Source organism: Alysiella filiformis (assembly GCF_014054525.1).
Classification (GTDB): Bacteria; Pseudomonadota; Gammaproteobacteria; order Burkholderiales; family Neisseriaceae; genus Simonsiella; species Simonsiella filiformis.
The window spans coordinates 2,341,397-2,361,051 of record NZ_CP059564.1 but is presented as its reverse complement, the minus strand read 5'-3'; the positions used below and the strand labels follow the sequence as shown (position 1 = coordinate 2,361,051).

The window sequence follows — 19,655 nt, the reverse complement described above, 5'->3', positions numbered from 1 at the left end:
GTTTTTCAGGCAAACACCGCTTCGCTGTCAAATTCAAGGAAAAAATGCGAGTCAATGCCACCCATTGGCGCGTATTTTTGACGCAGAAGTTGGCGATTTTGATGAAAAAACAATCGCGAAACGAATTGTCATTAGCCCCTAAGGCTGCCTGAAACACCGAACCCATTTGATTTTCAACAAAAAAAGACAACCATGAATGAAATTACCCAACAAATCCAAACCGACAGCGCAGGCAATGTTGCCGAAACCCTCCAATTTATGCTGGAAGAATGCGCCCTAGACCAATCTCCCGACCGCCCAACCGTAGCCCAATGGCGCGACATTTTGCAAACGCGCGGGGGGAAATTTCAACGTTTGGCACAAATCTGCCAAACATGGCTGGACGAAAACCCATGACTTTACCCAAAAATAAATGGTTGCTGTTTGCCTTGATTTGGCTGGGTGTGGGCGTGTATGGTCTGATTTTTCGTGAAAGTACAGGCAGCCACGCCGCGCCTTTTCCGCATTTTGATAAAATGGCGCATGGTATGTTGTTTTTTGTGCAAATGTGTTTGATTTGTAAAGCCTATTTGCAAGAAAATCAAACCATAGCTTTGCGTTTTTGGTGGCTTTTTGCTTTGGCGTATGCGGGTTTGAGCGAATGGGCGCAAGCCGCTTTCACCACCACGCGCCAAGCCGATGTGTGGGACGCGCTCGCCGATATGGTGGGGGCAAGTTGCGCCCTTTATTTGGGCAATGCGGTGCAGCAAGTGCGAAAAAATCGCGTCAATACAAAAACCTAATAAGTTAAAGATTGCAAAATGTGATGATTGCCGCTTTGTGCCAACTAGACAATTTACCCAAATTTAGGCAAAATAAGCCAAATTGAAGTTTGAGTATTTCGCTGCTAATGCCTTTTTGCTGTAAATGCTTGTTTCAATTTAAATAAATTTAGTCATCAATATTTTTTGCGAAGGAGCCTGAATATGGCACAAACGAAAATCACCATTACTGGTCTGAACAACAAAGCAGACGGCGATAAATTAGCAGAACAAACTTCTGGCGTTGTAGGCGTTAAATTTGTGAATGTGAATCATGAACAAGGCTATGCGGTTGTTACCCATGGCGATGATTTTAATGTGGATAATTTTAAAGCCGCCGTTGCCGCAGCAGGTTTTGGCGCGTAATCTTTAAAATGATATTGCAAAACGGTTTCAGCATGGTGTTGAAACCGTTTTTGCTTTTTCAGGCTGCCTGAAACGGCTTTTTAGGTGTTTGCCGCAATATCAATCTCGCCAAATGCTTGGCTTTGCTCGCAACGCACCAAGCCTTCTTTGATTAATTCCAGCAAGGCGATGAAATTGACCACAACGTGTGCCACGCCCTGTTCGGCTTGAAAAAGCTGGCTGAAACGGCATTGACCTTCGTTTTGCAAACGGCGCAAAATGTGGGTCATGCGTTCGCGTACGGAAATGGCTTCTTGAATCACGGCATGGCTGCGCGAATTTTTGGCGCGCGACAAAATGCCCAACCACGCTTGGGTTAAGTCGGCTGCCTGAACTTCGGGCAAACGTGCTGCCACCGCAATTTCCAAAGGCAAATACACCCATGCAAAATCGCGTCCTGCGCGTGGCAGCGCGTCCAATTCTTGCGCGGCAAGTTTCATTTGTTCGTATTCCAACAGTCGGCGTACCAATTCGGCGCGTGGGTCGGCTTCTTCGTCTTGGTTTTCGCTTTCGGGCAAAGGCAGCAGCAGGCGCGATTTAATTTCAATCAGCACCGCCGCCATGAGCAAATATTCGGCTGCCAAATCAAATTGATGTGTGTCCATTTGCGCGATGTAGCCCAAATATTGTTCGGTGATTTGCACCATGGGAATGTCCAGCACATCAATGTTTTGCTTGCGGATTAGATACAGCAGCAAATCCAAAGGCCCTTCAAAACTGTGCAAAATCACTTGTAGGGCATCGGGGGGGATAAACAAATCTTTGGGTAAATCGGTAACGGGTTGCCCAAAAATGTAGGCGATGGTGTTGTTTTCACTCATATTGTTTTTGTGAGATGGGGTTCAGGCAGCTTTTCACTGCCCTACAAAAAATAAAATAGGTGTACTTTTTAACAAAGTAAGCCAAACAAACCGAAAAATAAAGATGATTTCCAATTTTTTCAATGGCTTAATCTTTTCAGGCTGCCTGAAATGTTTGTTTAAACCGAAACCGTTGGGCATCCATGTATTTGGCTTACTTTTTTAAAAAGTAAGTTGCCGAAGGCAAAATCCATTTGGGGTAGGGTAGTGAAAGCCTGAAACTTTTGCAAAACTCAATTCGTAGGGGCAGATTTCATATCTGCCTTTTTTCAATTTATTGATAACGCGATTTCGGGATAAAAGTGATTAATCAATTTAAGTCAATTTGCTCCCTCTCCCTGTGGGAGAGGGCTGGGGAGAGGGTATGCTGCTCAACAAGCCCTCTCTCCAACTCTCTCCCATAGGGAGAGAGGGCAGGTTTGTTGGCAAATTGACAGTGACTTATCCCGAGTTCACGTTATTGATAAAAGCAAGTCTAAACAGGACAGATGTGAAATTTGCCCCTATGAACTGAGTTTTGCAAAGGTTTCAGCCTGCCTGAAAATTCATTTTTTCGGTTTCACAATGTGTTCAATCGCAGCGGTGGCGCAATGCAAGCCGAAACTTGCCGTTACCAGCATGCTTGCGCCATAACCTGCACAGGATAAGCCTTGCGGGGCGGTGGGGTCGGTGTCGCAGGCTGCCTGAATTTGGGGCGGTGTGATTTGTTCGCGTGAATAAACGCAGGGTACGCGCATTTTGCCTTCGCGTGGCAAGCCGTGCTTTTTGCGTAGGGTGTAGCGGATTTTGGACAGCAAAGGGTCTTGGGTGGTTTGCGACAAATCGGCGGTTTCAATCAGGGCGGGATTGCGTTGCCCACCTGCACCGCCACTTATGATAAAGGCTTGTTTGTGTTTGAGAAAATAATCTATCATGGCAACTTTAACGCGCATTTGGTCTATGGCATCTATCACAAAATCAAAGGGTTGGCTAAACAGTTCGGGCAAATTGTGTTCATCAACAAAATCTTCAATTTCATGCACGATACAGTGGGGGGCGATTTGGGCGATGCGCTCGCGCAGCGCGGTTACTTTGGCTTTGCCAAAATCGGGCGTGAGGGCGTGTAATTGGCGATTGACGTTGGAAATGGCAATGTTGTCCAAATCAATGAGCGTGAGTTCGCCTATGCCACTTCGGGCGAGGGCTTCTACTGCCCATGAGCCTACGCCGCCCACCCCCACCACGCAAACGTGTGCTTGTGATAATTGTTGTAAACCGCGTTCGCCATACAATCGTGCGATGCCACCAAAGCGGCGGTCGTGTTGTTGTGTCATGTTTTATCCTTAATCTGTCTCAAATTTGGCGTGATTTTGTTTGTGGTGTGTTTGGGTTTTGGATTATACTTGATTCGGCAATCCCACCATTAACTTGAATGGAGAATTTTTATGTACAAACATTTGCTTGTTGCCGTTGATGGCAGCCACACGGCTTTGAATGCTTTGAATCATGCTTTGGGTTTGGCGGTGCAAAGTGGCAGTCAAATGACTTTGGTTCACGTTGCCAACCCCAGCGAATACATGACGCTTGCGCCTGAATTTTTGCAACACGAAAGCTATGAGGCGGCAGCCGTTGCCAGTGGCAATGATGTGTTGAGTGAGGCGAAAACCATCGCCCAAAACGCAGGGGTGCAAAATGTGCAAACGCATTTGTTGCTCGCCACCAAGGGCGCGAAGGAAATGGCGCAAGAATTGGTGGATTTTGGCAATACGCAGGGCGCGGATTTGTTGGTGTTGGGAACGCACGGTCGCACGGGTTTGATGCATTTGTTGATGGGCAGCTTTGCGGAAACGGTTATGCGCCACAGCAATTTGCCTTTGTTGATTATTCGCAGCCAAGGCGAAGACGAATGATTTGATGGTTTCAGGCTGCCTGAAAAGCGTTCAGGCAGCTTTTTTGTGGGATAAAAACATGAATCACGCCCAAGATGCTTTGTATTGGCGATTGCGCCACCCGATTGTCCGCGATTTGGCAAGTGTGTTGCTTGCGCCACCGTTGTGGCTCAATCAGCATGAATTGTCGCGTCCGCAATTATTGGGGGCGCACGGTTTTCGGTATTTGCTGGATTTGGACGACAACCCAAGCAGGCTGCCTGAACATCTGTTGCACCCTTTGCTGGGCAAATATGCGGAAAACTTGCTGGCATTTTGGTTGAGCAGCGCACCGCATACGGCTTTGTTGGCGCGAAATGTGGCGGTGCCGCCTTTGGGGGAATGCGATTTTGTGGCAAAAATCCATGATGAGGTTTACCACATTGAATTGTGTTGCAAATATTTTGGCGGACAAAATGTGTGGCGCGGACTCAATCCCAACGATACGCTGGCAAAAAAAGCCGAAAAAATCCAACAACAAATCCAACTTTCGCAACATGAACACGCCCAAAAAATTTGGCGTGAAATGGGCATTTCAGGCAGCCTGAAACGCGCTTGCGTGATTCGCGGCAACATTTTCACGCCGCAAGCGCAAATACCAGCCGAATGTGCGCCAACCGCTTGGCAGGGTTTTTGGTTTGACGATTTTGGCAAATTGGCAGATTGGGTGGCGCAACAGCCTTTGTTTTCAGGCAGCCGCGTGTGTCATTTGGCGCGAAATGCTTATCTTGCGCCCGCGCGTGTTGCGTTTGAACAAACCCAGTCGTGGCAAGACGCACCGCCCGATAAACAGGGCATTTGCGCGATTGTGTTGCCGCGCCCAGACGGTTATTGGCATGAACACAGTCGCGCCATGTTTCAGGCTGCCTGAACATCAACCCAGCCGCCTTTGCGCCATGATTTTGCCGATTGCACGCAATTTTTCTGGTGGAATGAATTGCTTGCCCATTTCAAATAAAGGTTCTTCGTATTCAATGTGTTGGGCGTAAGATTGCGTGAATTTTGCCACGTTTTGTGCCGATAAAGTTACCGTGTCGCCCAACAAAATTGCGTTCAATTCTTGCGCCAAAATGCGCCAATTTTCTTCCAACACATCGTGTTCAGCCGCCAATTTGGCGATTAAATCGTGCGATTGCGGTGCGTATTGTTGCAGCAATGGGAAAAAATCCACTTCTTCATCAGCATGATGCAAAGGCGCGGCTTGATTGAAATAAGTCAAAATTTGCGCCACGCTGCCGCGTACCACATCATTGCAGCCGTGTTGCGCCAAATATTCAGGCAGCCGCAATAATTGTTGGCAAAAATTCTTGATTTTGCCATGACAGGCATACAGCATTTCTATGGGTTCGTCCCAAGTGGCTGATTTGGCTTGAATATTGTTTAAATTCAACATTTTCAGGCTGCCTTTCCATGCGTTTCGTGCCACGATTTTTCAAAATCTTCCAACATCGCCATCTCAAATTGGGAAAAACCTGCTCGTTCACGCGCTTCCAAATTCACATAGCCGCGAAAAATGAACATATCAAATCTTCTCAACAGGTTGCGGAACAAACCCATCGGCTCCAAACCGCGCTGTTCGCACAAATGCGCATACCAGCGCGTGCCAATTTGCACATGCCCCACTTCATCGCGGTAAATGATGTCCAACACATCGCAAGTGGGCAAATCGCCACGCTGTTTCACTTTTTCGCGGATTGCGGGGGTAACGTCCAAACCACGCGCCTCCAACACGCGCGGCACGAGTGCCATGCGCAACAGGGGGTCAAATGCCGTTTTGTATGCCATGTCCCACAAATGTCCGTGCGCGGAAAAATCGCCATAATCGTAGCCGTGTTCGCGCAAACGGTCGCGCATTAAGGTGAAATGTTGCGCTTCTTCATAAGCCACTTTCAGCCAATCCAGCGTAAACTGTTCGGGCAGCGTGCGAAAGCGGTATGCCGCGTCCAAAGCCAAGTTAATTGCATTAAATTCAATGTGGCAAATCGCGTGCAACATCGCCGCATAGCCTTCGGGCGTGGACGTTTTGCGCTGTTCCACTTTATAAGGTGGCACCAGTTCGGGTTTTTCGGGGCGACCTGCCACGAAAACATCGCGCGGTAAATCTTCGTTTGGCGCAATTTTCAGGCTGCCTGAACGGTAATCCGCGTCAATTTGAAAGATGAGTTCACATTTTTGCGTGGGGTCGGTTTCGCATAAAGCGCGTTCCAAGCGCGGAAAAATGTTGTCTTGCATGAAAAATCCTTTCAGCCAAAAAGCAATAATGTGTGAAAACTTTAAAATTCGGTTAAAATAAAGCCATTTTGTTATTCAAAATAAAACACTTAACATTTTCAAGCAACTTAACAAACCATTCGCTAACATTCAGGCAGCCTGAAAATGTTAATATAGCCGCCGTGTTACAACGTAACAGCCATTTTTTCCACAAACATGAAACATTTTACTCCGAAAGGCGATACCATGAAGCATTTCAAAAAAACATTATTGGCTTTAATTGGCAGTGTTGCTCTGGCAAACGCCGCCCACGCAGGCGCGATTGACGCGCTGAAAAAATTCAACCAAGACACAGACGGCTTAACAGGCAGCTTTTCCCAAACCGTACAATCCAAAAACAAAACCCAACGCACATCAGGCAGCTTTAAAGTGTTGCGCCCTGGTTTATTTCAATGGGAATACGTCAAACCCTACAAACAAACCATTGTGGGCGATGGGCAAACCGTGTGGTTGTATGATGTTGATTTAAAACAAGTAACCAAATCCAGCCAAAACCAAGCCATTGGCGACAGCCCCGCCGCCATTTTGTCGCACAAAACCGCGCTGGAAAGCAACTACGCCCTGAAAGAAGAAGCCAGCAAAAACGGCATAGACTATGTATTGGCAACCCCCAAAAAGAGCAATTCAGGCTACCAATACATTCGCATTGGCTTTCAAGGCGACAAGCTGAACAATATGGAATTGAAAGACGGCTTTGGCAACATCACCCACATTCAATTTAGTGGTTTGAATATGAAACCGAATTTGTCCAAACAACACTTTAAATTCACACCGCCCAAAGGTGTGGACGTGTTGAGCAATTAAACCCACACAGCAAAAAAGCTGCCTGAAAAACCATTCAGGCAGCTTTTGATTTATTTGAAGTTTTGAATTTTTTATCCCAAGTCGGTATTGAAAAAGGCAACAAAAAAGCCCTGAAACATTTCAGAGCTTGTTTGTTCTCAACTTTTGGCGGAGTAAGAGGGATTCGAACCCTCGATGCAGATTTTAGTCCACATGCTCCCTTAGCAGGGGAGTGCCTTCAGCCTCTCAGCCATTACTCCGTTTTCGGAAACAACTTATGAAAGTGCGTACTATACCCCCAAATTTTTTATCGGTCAAGTGCATTGGGTAAAAATTTTATTTGTGATTGAATTATCAGCATTTTTATTTTGAAGAAGCAGAAAAATGGGCTGTGGAAAAATGTTTTTGCATTGAGTATGAAATAAATATCATTAAAAATCATTTTATTAAATCAAAATTAGCCAAAAAATCAAAATAAGACTTGGCAAAAAAACAAAACATCGGTATAGTAGCAATCTTTCAAAGACGGAGGCTTGGCAGAGCGGTTTAATGCAACGGTCTTGAAAACCGTCGAGGGTTTGCGCCCTCCGTGAGTTCGAATCTCACAGCCTCCGCCAAAATTCAAAAACGGTCTGAATCGCAATTTCAGACCGTTTTGTTTTGTCTGTTTTTTGCATTTCAGGCAGCCTGAAAAGTGAAAAAACCGTGTATAATGCACGGTTTTTATTTTTTGATTCAATTATTTTTGTAAAGCAAACCATGAAACAAATCCGCAACATCGCCATCATCGCCCACGTTGACCACGGCAAAACCACACTCGTAGACCAACTTTTGCGCCAATCAGGCACATTCCGCGACAATCAACAAGTGGAAGAGCGCGTGATGGACAGCAACGACATTGAAAAAGAGCGCGGCATCACCATTCTCGCCAAAAACACCGCCATTGAATACAACGGCTACCACATCAACATCGTGGACACCCCCGGACACGCCGACTTTGGTGGCGAAGTGGAGCGCGTGTTGGGCATGGTGGATTGCGTGGTGCTGTTGGTGGACGCGCAAGAAGGCCCGATGCCACAAACCCGTTTCGTTACCAAAAAGGCTTTGGGCTTGGGCTTGAAACCCATTGTGGTGATTAACAAAATTGACAAACCTTCTGCCCGCGCAAGCTGGGTGATTGACCAAACCTTTGAATTGTTTGACGCTTTGGGCGCAACCGATGAGCAGTTGGATTTCCCCATTGTGTACGCCTCTGGTTTGAGCGGTTTTGCGCGTTTGGAAGAAGACGGCACGGAAACCGATATGCGCGTGTTGTTTGACACGATTTTGCAACACACACCTGCACCGTCTGGCGATGCGAACGCGCCTTTGCAGTTGCAAATTTCGCAGTTGGATTACGACAATTACACAGGTCGCTTGGGCATTGGTCGCGTGTTGAACGGCAAAATCCGTTCGGGTATGCAAGTTGCCGTGATGAATCATGAAGACCAAGTCGCCACAGGTCGCATTAACCAGCTTTTGGGTTTCAAAGGCTTGGAACGCGTGCCTTTGGACGAGGCGGAGGCGGGCGACATCGTCATCATTTCGGGCATTGAAGACATTGGCATTGGTGTAACGATTTGCGACAAGGAAAATCCTGTTGGCGTGCCGATGTTGAGCGTGGACGAACCGACTTTGACGATGGACTTTATGGTGAACACCAGCCCATTGGCAGGTACGGAAGGCAAATTCGTTACCAGCCGCCAAATCCGCGACCGTTTGAATAAAGAATTGCTGACCAATGTGGCTTTGCGCGTGGAAGACACGGAAGATGCAGACGTGTTCCGCGTTTCAGGCAGGGGCGAATTGCATTTGACGATTTTGTTGGAAAACATGCGCCGCGAAGGTTATGAGTTGGCAGTGGGCAAACCGCGCGTGGTGTACCGCGAGATTGACGGTCAAAAATGCGAGCCTTACGAGAATTTGACGGTTGATGTGCCTGATGACAATCAAGGTGCGGTGATGGAAGAATTGGGTCGCCGCCGTGGGGAATTGACCAATATGGAAAGCGATGGCAACGGTCGCACCCGTTTGGAATACCACATTCCTGCGCGTGGTTTGATTGGTTTTCAGGGCGAATTCATGACGATGACGCGCGGCACAGGTTTGATGAGCCACGTTTTTGACGATTACGCGCCTGTGAAACCCGATATGCCGGGTCGTCATAATGGCGTGCTGGTGTCGCAAGAGCAGGGCGAGGCGGTGGCTTACGCTTTGTGGAATTTGGAAGACCGTGGTCGCATGTTTGTGTCGCCCAACGACAAAATTTACGAAGGCATGATTATCGGCATTCACAGCCGCGACAACGATTTGGTCGTGAACCCATTAAAAGGCAAAAAATTGACCAATATCCGTGCAAGCGGCACAGATGAAGCGGTGCGTTTGACCACGCCCATCAAATTGACTTTGGAAAGCGCGGTTGAATTTATTGACGATGATGAATTGGTGGAAATCACACCCAAATCGATTCGTTTGCGTAAACGCCATTTGAGCGAAGCGGAACGCCGCAAACATTTCAAAAAAGATTGATGATGTGATTTTTCAGGCTGCCTGAATGGGATTTTTTCCGTTTCAGGCAGCCTTTTTTTGTAAAAAACGGTTAAATCGGCTACAATTTGCGTTTTCTTTTAAGCCCATCATATTGTGTTTATTACCCATTTACGACCCGCCCGCCCCAGCGATTGCGTTGCCATTTTTCAGGCGCATTATTACGCTGTTCGTTTGGCGTGTTTGCAAAGCTATGACGCGATAATACGCCATGAATGGTTGGCTTTATTAAATGAAAACAGCTATTTACGCGATATGAATCAACCCAACATTGCCTTGTGGGTGGCGGAATATCACGGTGCGGTAATGGGTTTTTTTCAGTTGGATTTGTTGCGGGCGCATTTGTCGGCGGTGTATGTGCATCCTGCGGTGCATAAGCAGGGCATAGGCACGGCGTTGTTGCAGCGTGCCGAACAACTGACTTTGGATTCGGGCGCAAGCGCGTTGAGTTTATATTGTCCCAACAATGCGTTGGCGTTTTTTCGTTTGAACGGCTACCAAACTTTGTCGGAGGCTTTTTTACCTTTGAATCAAGACGTTAAAGTACCGTGTCGTTTGATGCGCAAATATTTGGATAAATGACATTCGGGCAGCTTTTCATTGTCCGACAAAAATAAAATGGGGTTTGTTGGGATTTGCGCTCTATCGCCACTCGGGCGACTGACTTTTTGAAAAAGTCAGCCAAACAACTTGAATGAAAACGGTCATTTTTATTGTGTTTCAGTGGTTGATATTTTCAGGCTGCCTGAAATATTGGTTTGCAACACAACCTTTTGGCATTCATTCATTTGGCTTACTTTTTTAAAAAGTAAGTCGCCGAAGGCAAAATCCATTTTTTTGTAGGATAATGAAAGGCAGCCTGAAACTTTTGCAAAAATCGGTTCGTAGGGGCAGATTTCATATCTGCCCCGTTTGAGCTTGTGGCAATTTTCATTTTTATCAATAAATTGAAAAAAGGGCGGATATGAAATCCGCCCCTACGTCAGCTTGCAAGTGGGTTTTGCAAAAGTTTCAGCCTAAAAATGTGCTTTCAGGCTGCCTGAATGATTTTGATGTGGATATTATTCGCTCAACAAAGCAATGTCCGCCACAGCATTCATCAAATTTGCCAACAAGTTCAACAAATTCAAGCGATTTTGTTTCACAGCCACATCATCAGCCATCACCATCACGCCATCAAAAAATGCGTCCACTTGCGGTTTGATTTTTGCCAATTCGGTTAAAGCCGACACAAAATCCTGATTTTCCACCGATTTTTGCACAATCGGTTGCAAATTTTGCACCGCTTGGAACAAGGCTTTTTCCTCGTCTTGCGCCAACAAATCGGCACGCACTTCGCCCAAATCGCCATCGGCTTTTTTCAACAGATTTTGCACGCGCTTGTTTGCTGCCGCCAAAGCAGCCGCTTCGGGTAATTGCTTAAATGCTTGAACCGCTTGCAATTTTGCCAACAAATCGTCCAAGCGGTCGGGGCGTTGCGCCAACACAGCCACCACCACGTCTTGCGCGAAATCGTTTTGCAACAACACCGCCAAACGCGCTTGCATGAAATCCGCCACTTCCGCCACCGTGTTTTCAGCCAGCAAATTGGCAGGAAATTGCGCCGCCACAAAATCCAATAAATCTTTGATAGACAAAGGATAATTCATCAGCATGCGCAACACGCCCAAAGCGGAACGGCGCAGCGCGTAGGGGTCTTTGTCGCCCGTTGGAATCAAGCCAATGCCCCAAATGCCGACCAGCGTTTCCAGCTTGTCTGCCAGCGCAACGGCTGTGGCGATGGGGCTTTCAGGCAGCGTGTCGCCCGCAAAACGCGGATAATAATGCTGCTCAATGGCTTGCGCGATTTCGGGCATTTCGCCATCAAGTTGCGCGTAATATTTGCCCATAACCCCTTGTAATTCAGGGAATTCGCCCACCATTTCCGTCAGCAAATCGGCTTTTGCCAGCATTGCGGCACGTTCCGCCACCGTTTTGTCGGCATTCAGGCAGCCTGCAATGTAAACCGCAATTTTTTGCAATCTTTCAACACGTTGTGCTTGCGAACCGATTTTGTTGTGGTAAACCACATTCGCCAATTTGGGCAAACGGCTTGCCAAATCCGCTTTTTGGTCTTGTTTGTAGAAAAATTCCGCGTCCGACAAACGTGCGCGTAAAACACGTTCATTACCGTGAATAATGTGTGAAGAATCAGCCGTTTGCAAATTGGATACCAGCAAAAATTGGTTCATCAATTTGCCGTTTTTGTCCAAAAGCGGGAAATATTTTTGATTTTGCTGCATGGTCAAAATCAGGCATTCTTGTGGCACCGCCAAGAATTTTTCATCAAAACTGGCTTGTAAAACAACGGGATATTCCACCAAAGCGGTTACTTCGTCCAACAGACTTTCATCGGCGGCAACGGTGGCGTTCAGGCTGCCTGCGATTTTGTCCAATTCAGATTTGATGTGGTTTTTGCGTTCGGCAAATTGGGCGATGACTTTGCCTTGTTCGGCTAATTGTGTTGCATAATCATCGGCTTGGGAGAGTACGATTGCGCCTTGCGACAAGAAACGGTGTCCCAAAGTTTGATTGCTGCTGTCCAAGCCCAGCACGTTAATCGGCACAATTTGATTGCCATGCAAAGCCATCAAGCCGTGAACAGGACGCACAAAGGTGTGGGTGCTGCTGCCCCAACGCATGACTTTGGGAATGGGCAATTTTTTCACGGCTGCCTGAACGATGTCGCCCAGCAAAACAGCAAGTGTTTGACCTGATTGGGTAAATTCATGCGCGTACACATCTTGTTTGCCGTCATTGATGATTTTCAGGCTGCCGATTTCCACACCACACGAACGCGCAAAGCCTTCCAAAGCCTTGCTTGGCACACCGTCTTTCATGCCTACCGCCACCGACACGCCTTTTTTGACGATTTGCTGGTCGGCTTGTACGGCTTTGACGTTTTGCACCGCCACCGCCAAACGTCTGGGCGAGGCGTAGGCGGTAAAATTCAATGCACCATCAATCAGTTGGGTTTTTTCCAAACCTTCGGCAATGGCTTGCGCGAAGTGCTTGCCCAAGTTGTTCAGGGCTTTGGGGGGGAGTTCTTCGGTGAGAAGTTCAATTAAAAGGATTGGGGACATTATGTTGTTTCCTGATTGTCAAATTGTAATAAAAATTGGTCGATTTCTTCTTGTGTTAAAAGTGCATTAACTTTTATTCGGATACCAAATTTTGATAGTCCTTCCAGTAGTTTTTGGATGTGCATTAATTTTCCATCTTTACTTTTTTGATGATTACTAACATCTTGATTAGAAGTTATTTTACTTCCTGATTCTTCAAGATTTTTTTGAAAGACACCAAAAACTGGATTTTCTTCTCTTGTCTTTTCAACACTAATAGGGTTCTTATCAGGATTACAGATAATAGTACAATGAATATCTATTTGTTGTAATTTAGTAGTATTTTGACTGTGAAAACCAAAAATAGAAATTCCATCATATATTTTTCTTAAATAATTAGAAATATCTATTTTCCTCCATGGTTGATTTTTAAATTCAACAAAATGTATTGTATTACCATTTAATGCTAATCCATCCGATGAACAAACAATGTTTCCAACTTCTTTTGCTAGTGCATCAAAATCAATCATTACTATATCAGATTCTACAAAACTGGTATTTGTGTTTTTATCGACACACAATTCAGTAACTGTCTTTTGTTTTGTTTCTGAACGTAGTTTAATTTGATGAAAACTTTGAATTGGCATCAATACATTCCTTCTAATGCAAGCGCAAATTTCTTAACAATACCACCCATCACATTTTTAGTTTCATCTGAAAAATAAGTACCATACATACCTTTTTCTGCCCAATAGAAATTTCTATGAATGGAGATATTTTTTGAGTAATGGTGTAAAGCAGATACCATATATGGGCTGTGCGTTACTACCAGTACTTTCACACTAGATTGAGCCAGTAAGCAAATTATTTCTGCATATTTTTTCTGCCATTCAGGGTGTAGATTGACTTCAGGTTCATCCAAAATCAAAATATCATTTGGATTTAAAATATTATTTTTAATTAAAATATCTATCATACCTAATGATTTGATACCTGAAGCAATATCCATTGATGGAATAACGACACCATTTCTATTTAGGAAAAAGTCCTTTTGATTATTATCATAAGCAAAATCCCCCTGAATGGATTCGTGAATCATTTCATGAATATTATAGAAAATCTCATGATTTGAAATATTATCTGAATTAAATAATTTTCTGGTCAAGTCCTTTGTATGCAATGGGACAGTTTCTTTTGCACGACTTTGTTCAGTTAGTTTAACACCTGCACTCATAATTAATTTAAAAAATTGAATGACTGAAGGGGTCTCAATATAAGTGATTTCACTAAAATAAAAATTCTCTAAATTAGATAAATTGCCTTTAATTTTAGATTTTGAATTAAATGCAATATCTAATTGATGATTATTTTGTAAAAAACTAATATTTGACGAACTTGTAATCAAACTTTGAAATTCTGAAAAAAATGCTCGCTCCAATGCCAATTTTTGTTTTAAATTTGAGTTGTTTGTTTGTTGCAAAAAATCTTCAATATCACGAATATAAAATTCAAATCTTTCATAAACACTTTCAGTAATCAAATTATTACTCAATAAGTCTTTCAATAATTGAATTAATGATGTGAAATAATTGTTTTGCAATTTCCCAGATTTAATTCTTCTTGTTAAGAAAAAACTATTTATTTGAGTATATTTTTGAATGTCTTCTAACTGTTTGTCATCTAATTTTTCTAAATTAATACTGTGTTCAATTAATCTACTAATTTGTCTAAACCGTGTAAAAATTTCATAGGATAATTCCTCTTGAAACTCTTCTTCATAACCAATAATTCCTTTAACCAAAGCAAATAAAGTTTTACCAATAGTACTTTTGCCTGTATCGTTTTCTCCACAAATAACGGTTAAACCATTAAATTGGATGTTGGCTTCTTTTACAACACCGATATTTTTAATTTTTAATTCCATGATATATACCTTTAAAAGTTAAACTAATTTTTTAATTACTTGAGACCTTAGACCTTATTTGTGAATATGTGGACAAGTGTCTCATTCATGTTCATCGGCATAAAGTGGTTAACCCAATTACTCAAACGCCAATTCAGGCAGCCTGAAACCCAAAAACCGCCATTTTACTGAATTTTCAGGCTGCCTGCATGGGTGCAATGCCGTTGGGGTCAAATTCGTTCAATTTTTTCAGCAGTGCATCGGTTTTATCGGGGTCTTCGTTGCGGACGATTTTGATGATGTCGTTTTCCAAATCTTCGGTGTCGCTGCGCAAAATCACGTCCTTTACATCAAGTAAATTATTGATGTTCATTGAAAATTTTCTCAATCCCAAACCCAACAACAGACGCGTGTAGGTGGTGTCGCCTGCCATTTCGCCACACAATGAAACGCCTTTGCCCACGCGATTGGCGGTGCGTATGATGTGCGAGAGCAATTTAATCACAGCAGGGTGCGCTGGCTGATACAAATGGCTGACCGCGTCATCGCTCCTGTCCACCGAAAGGGTGTATTGAATCAAATCGTTGGTGCCGATGGAAACAAAATCCACCCATTTCAATAAACTGGATACGGTTAAGGCTGCCGATGGGATTTCTATCATGCAGCCCACGTCCACTTCGGCAAAAGGTTCGCCGCGTTCGGTGAGCTGTTTTTTGGCGGTTTCTAAATGAACAAGGCTTTGTTTTAGTTCAGATAAACTGGCTATCATCGGGAACATCATGCGGATTTTGCCATGCACGGCAGCGCGCAAAATCGCCCGCATTTGGGTGCGAAACATCACAGGTTCGGCGTGGCACAAACGAATGCCCGTCAAGCCCAAAGCAGGGTTTAAGGCAGCGTTGGGCGTACCGTTGTTGCCAAACCAGCGCGGATTTTTGTCCACGCCCAAATCCACCGTGCGGATTGTGAGCGGCTTGCCTTTCAATTTTTTGGCAATGTCGCTGTACACTTGATACAACTCTTCTTCTTCGGGCAGCGTGTCGCGGTTGAGATACAAAAATTCGGTACGCAACAAACCCACACCGTCTGCGCCCAAATTGTGCAGGGCTTTGATGTCGTCTGCGCTTTCAATGTTGGCGAGCAGTTCAATTTCTTCGCCATCGGCGGTGGTGGCGGCGGTTTTTTTCAGTTTGTTCAAAGCCCTTTGCCGACTGCGAAAGGCTTTCAAACGGCGGCGGTATTCTGCCAACACAATTTCATCGGGATTGATGATGAGTACACCGCCTATGCCGTCCACAATCACCCATTCGTGTTCGCTGATGAGTTGTCGCGCATTGCCCACGCCAATCACAGACGGAATATTCAGGCTGCGTCCCAAAATTGCGGTGTGGCTGGTGCTGCCACCGATGTCGGTAACAAAACCTTCAATGCGTTGGTCTTTGAAATAGACCGTGTCGGCAGGCGACAAATCGTGGGCGATGAGTATGGTGTCGTCCAGCAAATTGGCGTCCAGTACGATTTCGGTGCTTTTGCCGACCAAGTTTTTTTGAATGCGCTCAACCACTTGGAGCATATCTTGTTTGCGTTGGCGCAAATATTCATCGTCAATTTCATCAAATTGTTGGCTCAAACGGTCGGTTTGGATTTTCAAAGCCCATTCGGCATTGATGGCTTGTTCTTCTAAAATATCAATGGGTTCGCGCGATAGGGTTACATCGGTCAGCAACATCAAATGCAGGGAAATGAACGCGCCCAATTCGGTGGGGGCATTTTCGGGAATGGCGCTGCGTAGCTGCTCCAACTGTTTGCGTGTGGCTTTGATGGCGGTTTCAAAGCGATTGATTTCGCTTGAAATTTCATTTTCATGCAGATGATATTGTGGCACTTCCGACACGCCGCGCACCACCAAATGCGCCCGTCCAATGGCAATGCCTTTACCTGCCGCATAGCCGTGTAACACAATCATTTTATTCCCCTTCGCCAAAATAATCGCCCACCAAATCAACTAGGGCTTGCATGGCGGCGATTTCGTCTGTGCCTTGGGTTTCAATTTCAATTTCGGTGCCTTGGGCGGCAGCGAGCATCATCAAGCCCATGATGCTTTTGCCGTTTACCCGTTTGCCATTGCGCGATACCCACACTTCGCTTTGGAATTGTGCGGCGGTTTGCGTGAATTTGCTGGACGCGCGTGCGTGTAAACCCAATTTGTTGATGATTTGAACGGTTTGATTTGGCATGATTTTTTTCCTTGTTTTTTGGGAGATGGGTTTTCAGGCTGCCTGAAAATGTTGTTGGGACACACATTAATTTACAGTAAAGCAAATACAAAATGAGACACCATGTAGGGTGCAACTTGTTGCACCAAACTCATGATTTATCAGTAAAATGGTGCAACAAGTTGCACCCTACACTTATCCTATTTTTAACTGTATTTGGCTTACTTTTTTAAAAAGTAAGTCGCCGAAGGCAAAATCCATTTTTTGTAGCGCAGTGTAAAGGCTGCCTGAAAAGTTTAATTGTGCTTTTTGGTGTGCAAAAATGCAATGCCCAAAGTGGCAAGCAACAACACCACCGCCGAACCAAAATACAGTTGATTTTTCTGCCAGCCTGCGTCCAGCAAAATGCCAACTGCCAAGGGCGATACAATCGAACCCAATCGCCCCACGCCAATCGCCATGCTCACACCTGTGCTGCGAAATTCGGTGGCATAAAGCGTGGGATTGATGGTGTACAAACCCGCAATGCAGCCGTTAATCAGCGCACCCAATGCGATTGCCAGCACCAATGCCAACGACAAAACCGATGTGGCTGGCACAAACGCACACACCGCCAAAGCCGATAACACGGTAAATGCCAACAGCACTTTGCGGCTGTCCCAACGGCTGACCAAAAAGCCGAATGCCAATGAGCCGATTGTGCCGCCTATGGAAATGCCCATGCCTACGGTTTGGCTTTTTTCTTTTGCCATGCCTGCGTTTTCCAGCAAACTGGGTGTCCACGAGCTGATGAAGTAAAACGATGCCATCACGCTCACAAATGCCAACCAAATCAACAAGGTGGTTTTGATGTTGTCGCGTTCAAACAGGCGCAAAATGGACGCTTTTTGTTGGGGGTTTTCGCTGGTGTGGGGCAAATCCCAATCGCCTGCCAAGCCGATTTTGTTGGCAATTTGGTTCAATCGTGCTTTGGCGTTGGTGGGGCGTTTGCTCATCAAAAAATCCACGCTTTCAGGCAGCCACACCAATACAATCAACCACGCCAAAGCCGTTGCCACCGCGCCTGTTAAAAACACGCCACGCCAACCGTATTCGTTTTGCAACATCACCGCCGCCATGCCGCCCAACATCGCGCCCACGCCAAATCCTGCCGCATAAATGGCAATGGCTAAACCGCGCCATTTTTTGTTGGCGTATTCGCTGACAATCACGTTGGTGCAAGGCAAAATGCCGCCTACGCCTATGCCCGTTATCACGCGCGATAGGGCAATGCTTTCAAATGAATGGGCAAAATAGGTCATCAACATACCGCCTGCTGCCAATGCGGTGGCAAGCAACAACACGGGACGGCGACCCCATTTATCGGCAAAAGGCCCCAACAGCAGCGACCCTGCCGCCATGCCCAACAAACCTGCACTCATTAAAGTGCCAATTTGTGCGCCGTTTAAACCCAATTCGCTGGTAATGCTTTTGGCGGTAAATGCCAATGCCAGAACATCAAAGCCGTCTAACATATTGAGCAATACTGCCAATGCCACCACCAGCCATTGTTGTAAACCCATGGGGCTTTGGGCAATTTTGTCGCGTAAATCCATTTGTTTATCTCGCAAAAAATGCTCAAATATAGCAGATTTTACCGAAAATGGCTGCCTGAAAACGCACCGTGCCACCCTTTCAGGCAGCCTGAAAATCGGCTACACTTGCCGATTCCTTGATTTTGTCTGTGAAAGATAATAAACCATGATTGGGATTTTAATCATTACCCACGAAACCATGGGCGCGGCATACACGCAGCTTGCCCAACATTTTTTTCCCCATTTGCAATCCGACCACATTCGCATTTTGAACGTGGAAAACACCGATGACCACCACAACATCATCACACGCGCCCAAAATATGCTGCCTGAACTCAATCGCGGACACGGTGTGTTGATTTTAACCGACATTTTTGGCGCAACCCCCTGCAATGCCGCGATGAAAATGATTGTGCCACAACAATCTGCCATGATTAGCGGCTTAAACGCGCCCATGTTGATTCGGGCGATAAACGATTCCAGCCGCGAGTCGGATTTGGACGCTTTTGTCGCGCGTGTGAAACAATCGGGTATAGACGGCATTATGGCATTTTGTGAATAGCATTCAGGCTGCCTGAAAAAAATTCATCAATCAAATCATAAGGAAAAAATCATGTTCACAGGAATTGTACAAGGCATGGGCGAACTCATTGCCATCAACCAAAAAAGCGATGATTTTCGCAGCCACACCGTTGCTTTGCCGCCGCACATGGCACACGATTTGCAAGTGGGCGCGTCCATTGCCCACAATGGCTGCTGTTTGACCATTACCGAGTTTGACGGCAACCACGTTGCCTTTGATTTAATGGCAGAAACTTTGGCAAAAACCAATTTGGGCAGCCTGAAAATTGGCGATAAAGTGAATTTGGAACGCGCCGCCCGTTTTGGCGATGAAATTGGCGGTCATGTGATGAGCGGACACATCATCGCCCAAACCCCCATCACCCACATTGAACGCAGCCAACACAACTGCACCATTTGGTTCAGGCTGCCTGAACATTTACAAGCCTATGTTTTACCAAAAGGATTTGTGGGTTTAGACGGTTGCAGCCTCACCATAGGCGAAGTGGCAAACGGGCAATTTAATGTGCATTTGATTCCCGAAACGCTCAATCGCACGCTGTTTGGCAGCCGTCAGGTGGGCGATGTCATCAACGTGGAAATTGACCCACAAACCCAAGCCATTGTGGATACGGTGGCGCGTGTGTTGGCGCAGCATTCGGCAAAATGATGTTGCAGACAATTTTCC

At 45.6% G+C, this 19,655-nt stretch carries 20 protein-coding genes and 2 tRNA genes; 11 read left to right on the top strand and 11 right to left on the bottom strand.

Annotated elements, in window-relative coordinates:
* Positions 1–192 precede the first annotated feature (192 nt).
* From H3L97_RS11455 to H3L97_RS11445, 3 genes are all read left to right on the top strand, one after another.
* Positions 193–396 (top strand): dioxygenase, encoded by a 204-nt coding sequence (locus H3L97_RS11455; RefSeq protein WP_097114238.1) that lies wholly within the window; start codon positions 193–195, stop codon positions 394–396.
* Entirely contained in the window at positions 393–782 is a 390-nt protein-coding gene (locus tag H3L97_RS11450) for a VanZ family protein (RefSeq protein ID WP_097114237.1), read from the top strand. Before H3L97_RS11455 ends, H3L97_RS11450 begins: the two co-directional genes overlap by 4 nt.
* Positions 783–965: 183 nt before the next feature.
* Complete coding sequence (locus tag H3L97_RS11445) at positions 966–1,166, top strand: hypothetical protein (RefSeq protein ID WP_097114236.1); 201 nt, start codon at positions 966–968, stop codon at positions 1,164–1,166.
* Between the two features lie 80 nt (positions 1,167–1,246).
* Here the strand turns inward: H3L97_RS11445 and H3L97_RS11440 are convergent, their stop codons facing one another.
* Both H3L97_RS11440 and H3L97_RS11435 read right to left on the bottom strand, forming a co-directional pair.
* Positions 1,247–2,026 (bottom strand): segregation and condensation protein A, encoded by a 780-nt coding sequence (locus tag H3L97_RS11440; protein ID WP_097114235.1) that lies wholly within the window; start codon positions 2,024–2,026, stop codon positions 1,247–1,249.
* A gap of 584 nt (positions 2,027–2,610) precedes the next feature.
* Positions 2,611–3,378, bottom strand: a complete 768-nt coding sequence (locus H3L97_RS11435) for a tRNA threonylcarbamoyladenosine dehydratase (protein ID WP_097114234.1) — start codon at positions 3,376–3,378, stop codon at positions 2,611–2,613.
* Between the two features lie 111 nt (positions 3,379–3,489).
* Between H3L97_RS11435 and H3L97_RS11430 the strand changes: the two genes are divergently transcribed.
* On the top strand, positions 3,490–3,954 hold the full coding sequence (locus H3L97_RS11430; protein ID WP_097114233.1) for a universal stress protein: 465 nt from the start codon (positions 3,490–3,492) through the stop codon (positions 3,952–3,954).
* A gap of 58 nt (positions 3,955–4,012) precedes the next feature.
* A complete protein-coding gene (locus H3L97_RS11425) occupies positions 4,013–4,843 on the top strand; it encodes a DUF1853 family protein (RefSeq protein ID WP_179655823.1) in 831 nt (276 codons plus the stop codon).
* Positions 4,844–4,846: 3 nt separating this feature from the next.
* On the opposite strand, the gene H3L97_RS11420 is transcribed toward H3L97_RS11425, so the two are convergent.
* Both H3L97_RS11420 and H3L97_RS11415 read right to left on the bottom strand, forming a co-directional pair.
* Positions 4,847–5,398 (bottom strand): hemerythrin domain-containing protein, encoded by a 552-nt coding sequence (locus H3L97_RS11420; RefSeq protein ID WP_224446341.1) that lies wholly within the window; start codon positions 5,396–5,398, stop codon positions 4,847–4,849.
* A complete protein-coding gene (locus H3L97_RS11415; RefSeq protein WP_097114230.1) occupies positions 5,368–6,204 on the bottom strand; it encodes a ferritin-like domain-containing protein in 837 nt (278 codons plus the stop codon). The genes H3L97_RS11420 and H3L97_RS11415 overlap by 31 nt, the downstream gene beginning before the upstream one ends.
* A 225-nt stretch (positions 6,205–6,429) precedes the next feature.
* Between H3L97_RS11415 and lolA the strand changes: the two genes are divergently transcribed.
* Positions 6,430–7,047: an outer membrane lipoprotein periplasmic chaperone LolA gene (lolA, locus tag H3L97_RS11410; RefSeq protein ID WP_097114229.1), complete on the top strand. Its 618-nt coding sequence runs from the start codon at positions 6,430–6,432 to the stop codon at positions 7,045–7,047.
* Positions 7,048–7,192: 145 nt separating this feature from the next.
* On the opposite strand, the gene H3L97_RS11405 is transcribed toward lolA, so the two are convergent.
* A tRNA-Ser gene (locus H3L97_RS11405) sits at positions 7,193–7,286 on the bottom strand.
* Positions 7,287–7,553: 267 nt separating this feature from the next.
* Here H3L97_RS11405 and H3L97_RS11400 point away from each other — a divergent pair.
* From H3L97_RS11400 to H3L97_RS11390, 3 genes are all read left to right on the top strand, one after another.
* Positions 7,554–7,643, top strand: a tRNA-Ser gene (locus H3L97_RS11400).
* Positions 7,644–7,785: 142 nt separating this feature from the next.
* On the top strand, positions 7,786–9,594 hold the full coding sequence (gene typA, locus H3L97_RS11395; protein WP_097114294.1) for a translational GTPase TypA: 1,809 nt from the start codon (positions 7,786–7,788) through the stop codon (positions 9,592–9,594).
* A 111-nt stretch (positions 9,595–9,705) separates the two neighbouring features.
* Complete coding sequence (locus H3L97_RS11390; RefSeq protein ID WP_097114228.1) at positions 9,706–10,194, top strand: GNAT family N-acetyltransferase; 489 nt, start codon at positions 9,706–9,708, stop codon at positions 10,192–10,194.
* A 479-nt stretch (positions 10,195–10,673) separates the two neighbouring features.
* Here H3L97_RS11390 and glyS read toward each other — a convergent pair whose 3' ends face one another.
* The 6 genes from glyS to H3L97_RS11360 form a co-directional block, all read right to left on the bottom strand.
* The gene (gene glyS / locus H3L97_RS11385) at positions 10,674–12,737 is read right to left on the bottom strand and encodes a glycine--tRNA ligase subunit beta (RefSeq protein WP_179655826.1); all 2,064 of its coding nucleotides are present in this window, start codon (positions 12,735–12,737) and stop codon (positions 10,674–10,676) included.
* Positions 12,734–13,360 carry a hypothetical protein gene (locus H3L97_RS11380; protein ID WP_097114226.1) on the bottom strand — a complete coding sequence of 209 codons (627 nt, stop codon included), beginning with the start codon at positions 13,358–13,360 and terminating at the stop codon, positions 12,734–12,736. Before H3L97_RS11380 ends, glyS begins: the two co-directional genes overlap by 4 nt.
* Positions 13,360–14,637 (bottom strand): AAA family ATPase, encoded by a 1,278-nt coding sequence (locus H3L97_RS11375; protein ID WP_097114225.1) that lies wholly within the window; start codon positions 14,635–14,637, stop codon positions 13,360–13,362. Before H3L97_RS11375 ends, H3L97_RS11380 begins: the two co-directional genes overlap by 1 nt.
* Before the next feature lie 175 nt (positions 14,638–14,812).
* Positions 14,813–16,582 (bottom strand): phosphoenolpyruvate--protein phosphotransferase, encoded by a 1,770-nt coding sequence (gene ptsP / locus H3L97_RS11370; protein WP_097114224.1) that lies wholly within the window; start codon positions 16,580–16,582, stop codon positions 14,813–14,815.
* A 1-nt stretch (position 16,583) separates the two neighbouring features.
* Positions 16,584–16,853: an HPr family phosphocarrier protein gene (locus H3L97_RS11365; protein WP_097114223.1), complete on the bottom strand. Its 270-nt coding sequence runs from the start codon at positions 16,851–16,853 to the stop codon at positions 16,584–16,586.
* A gap of 275 nt (positions 16,854–17,128) precedes the next feature.
* A complete protein-coding gene (locus H3L97_RS11360) occupies positions 17,129–18,442 on the bottom strand; it encodes an MFS transporter (RefSeq protein WP_224446342.1) in 1,314 nt (437 codons plus the stop codon).
* A gap of 130 nt (positions 18,443–18,572) precedes the next feature.
* On the opposite strand from H3L97_RS11360, the gene H3L97_RS11355 reads away from it, so the two are divergent.
* Positions 18,573–18,968, top strand: a complete 396-nt coding sequence (locus H3L97_RS11355) for a PTS sugar transporter subunit IIA (protein ID WP_097114221.1) — start codon at positions 18,573–18,575, stop codon at positions 18,966–18,968.
* Between the two features lie 51 nt (positions 18,969–19,019).
* The gene (locus H3L97_RS11350) at positions 19,020–19,637 is read left to right on the top strand and encodes a riboflavin synthase subunit alpha (protein WP_097114220.1); all 618 of its coding nucleotides are present in this window, start codon (positions 19,020–19,022) and stop codon (positions 19,635–19,637) included.
* Positions 19,638–19,655: the final 18 nt, after the last annotated feature.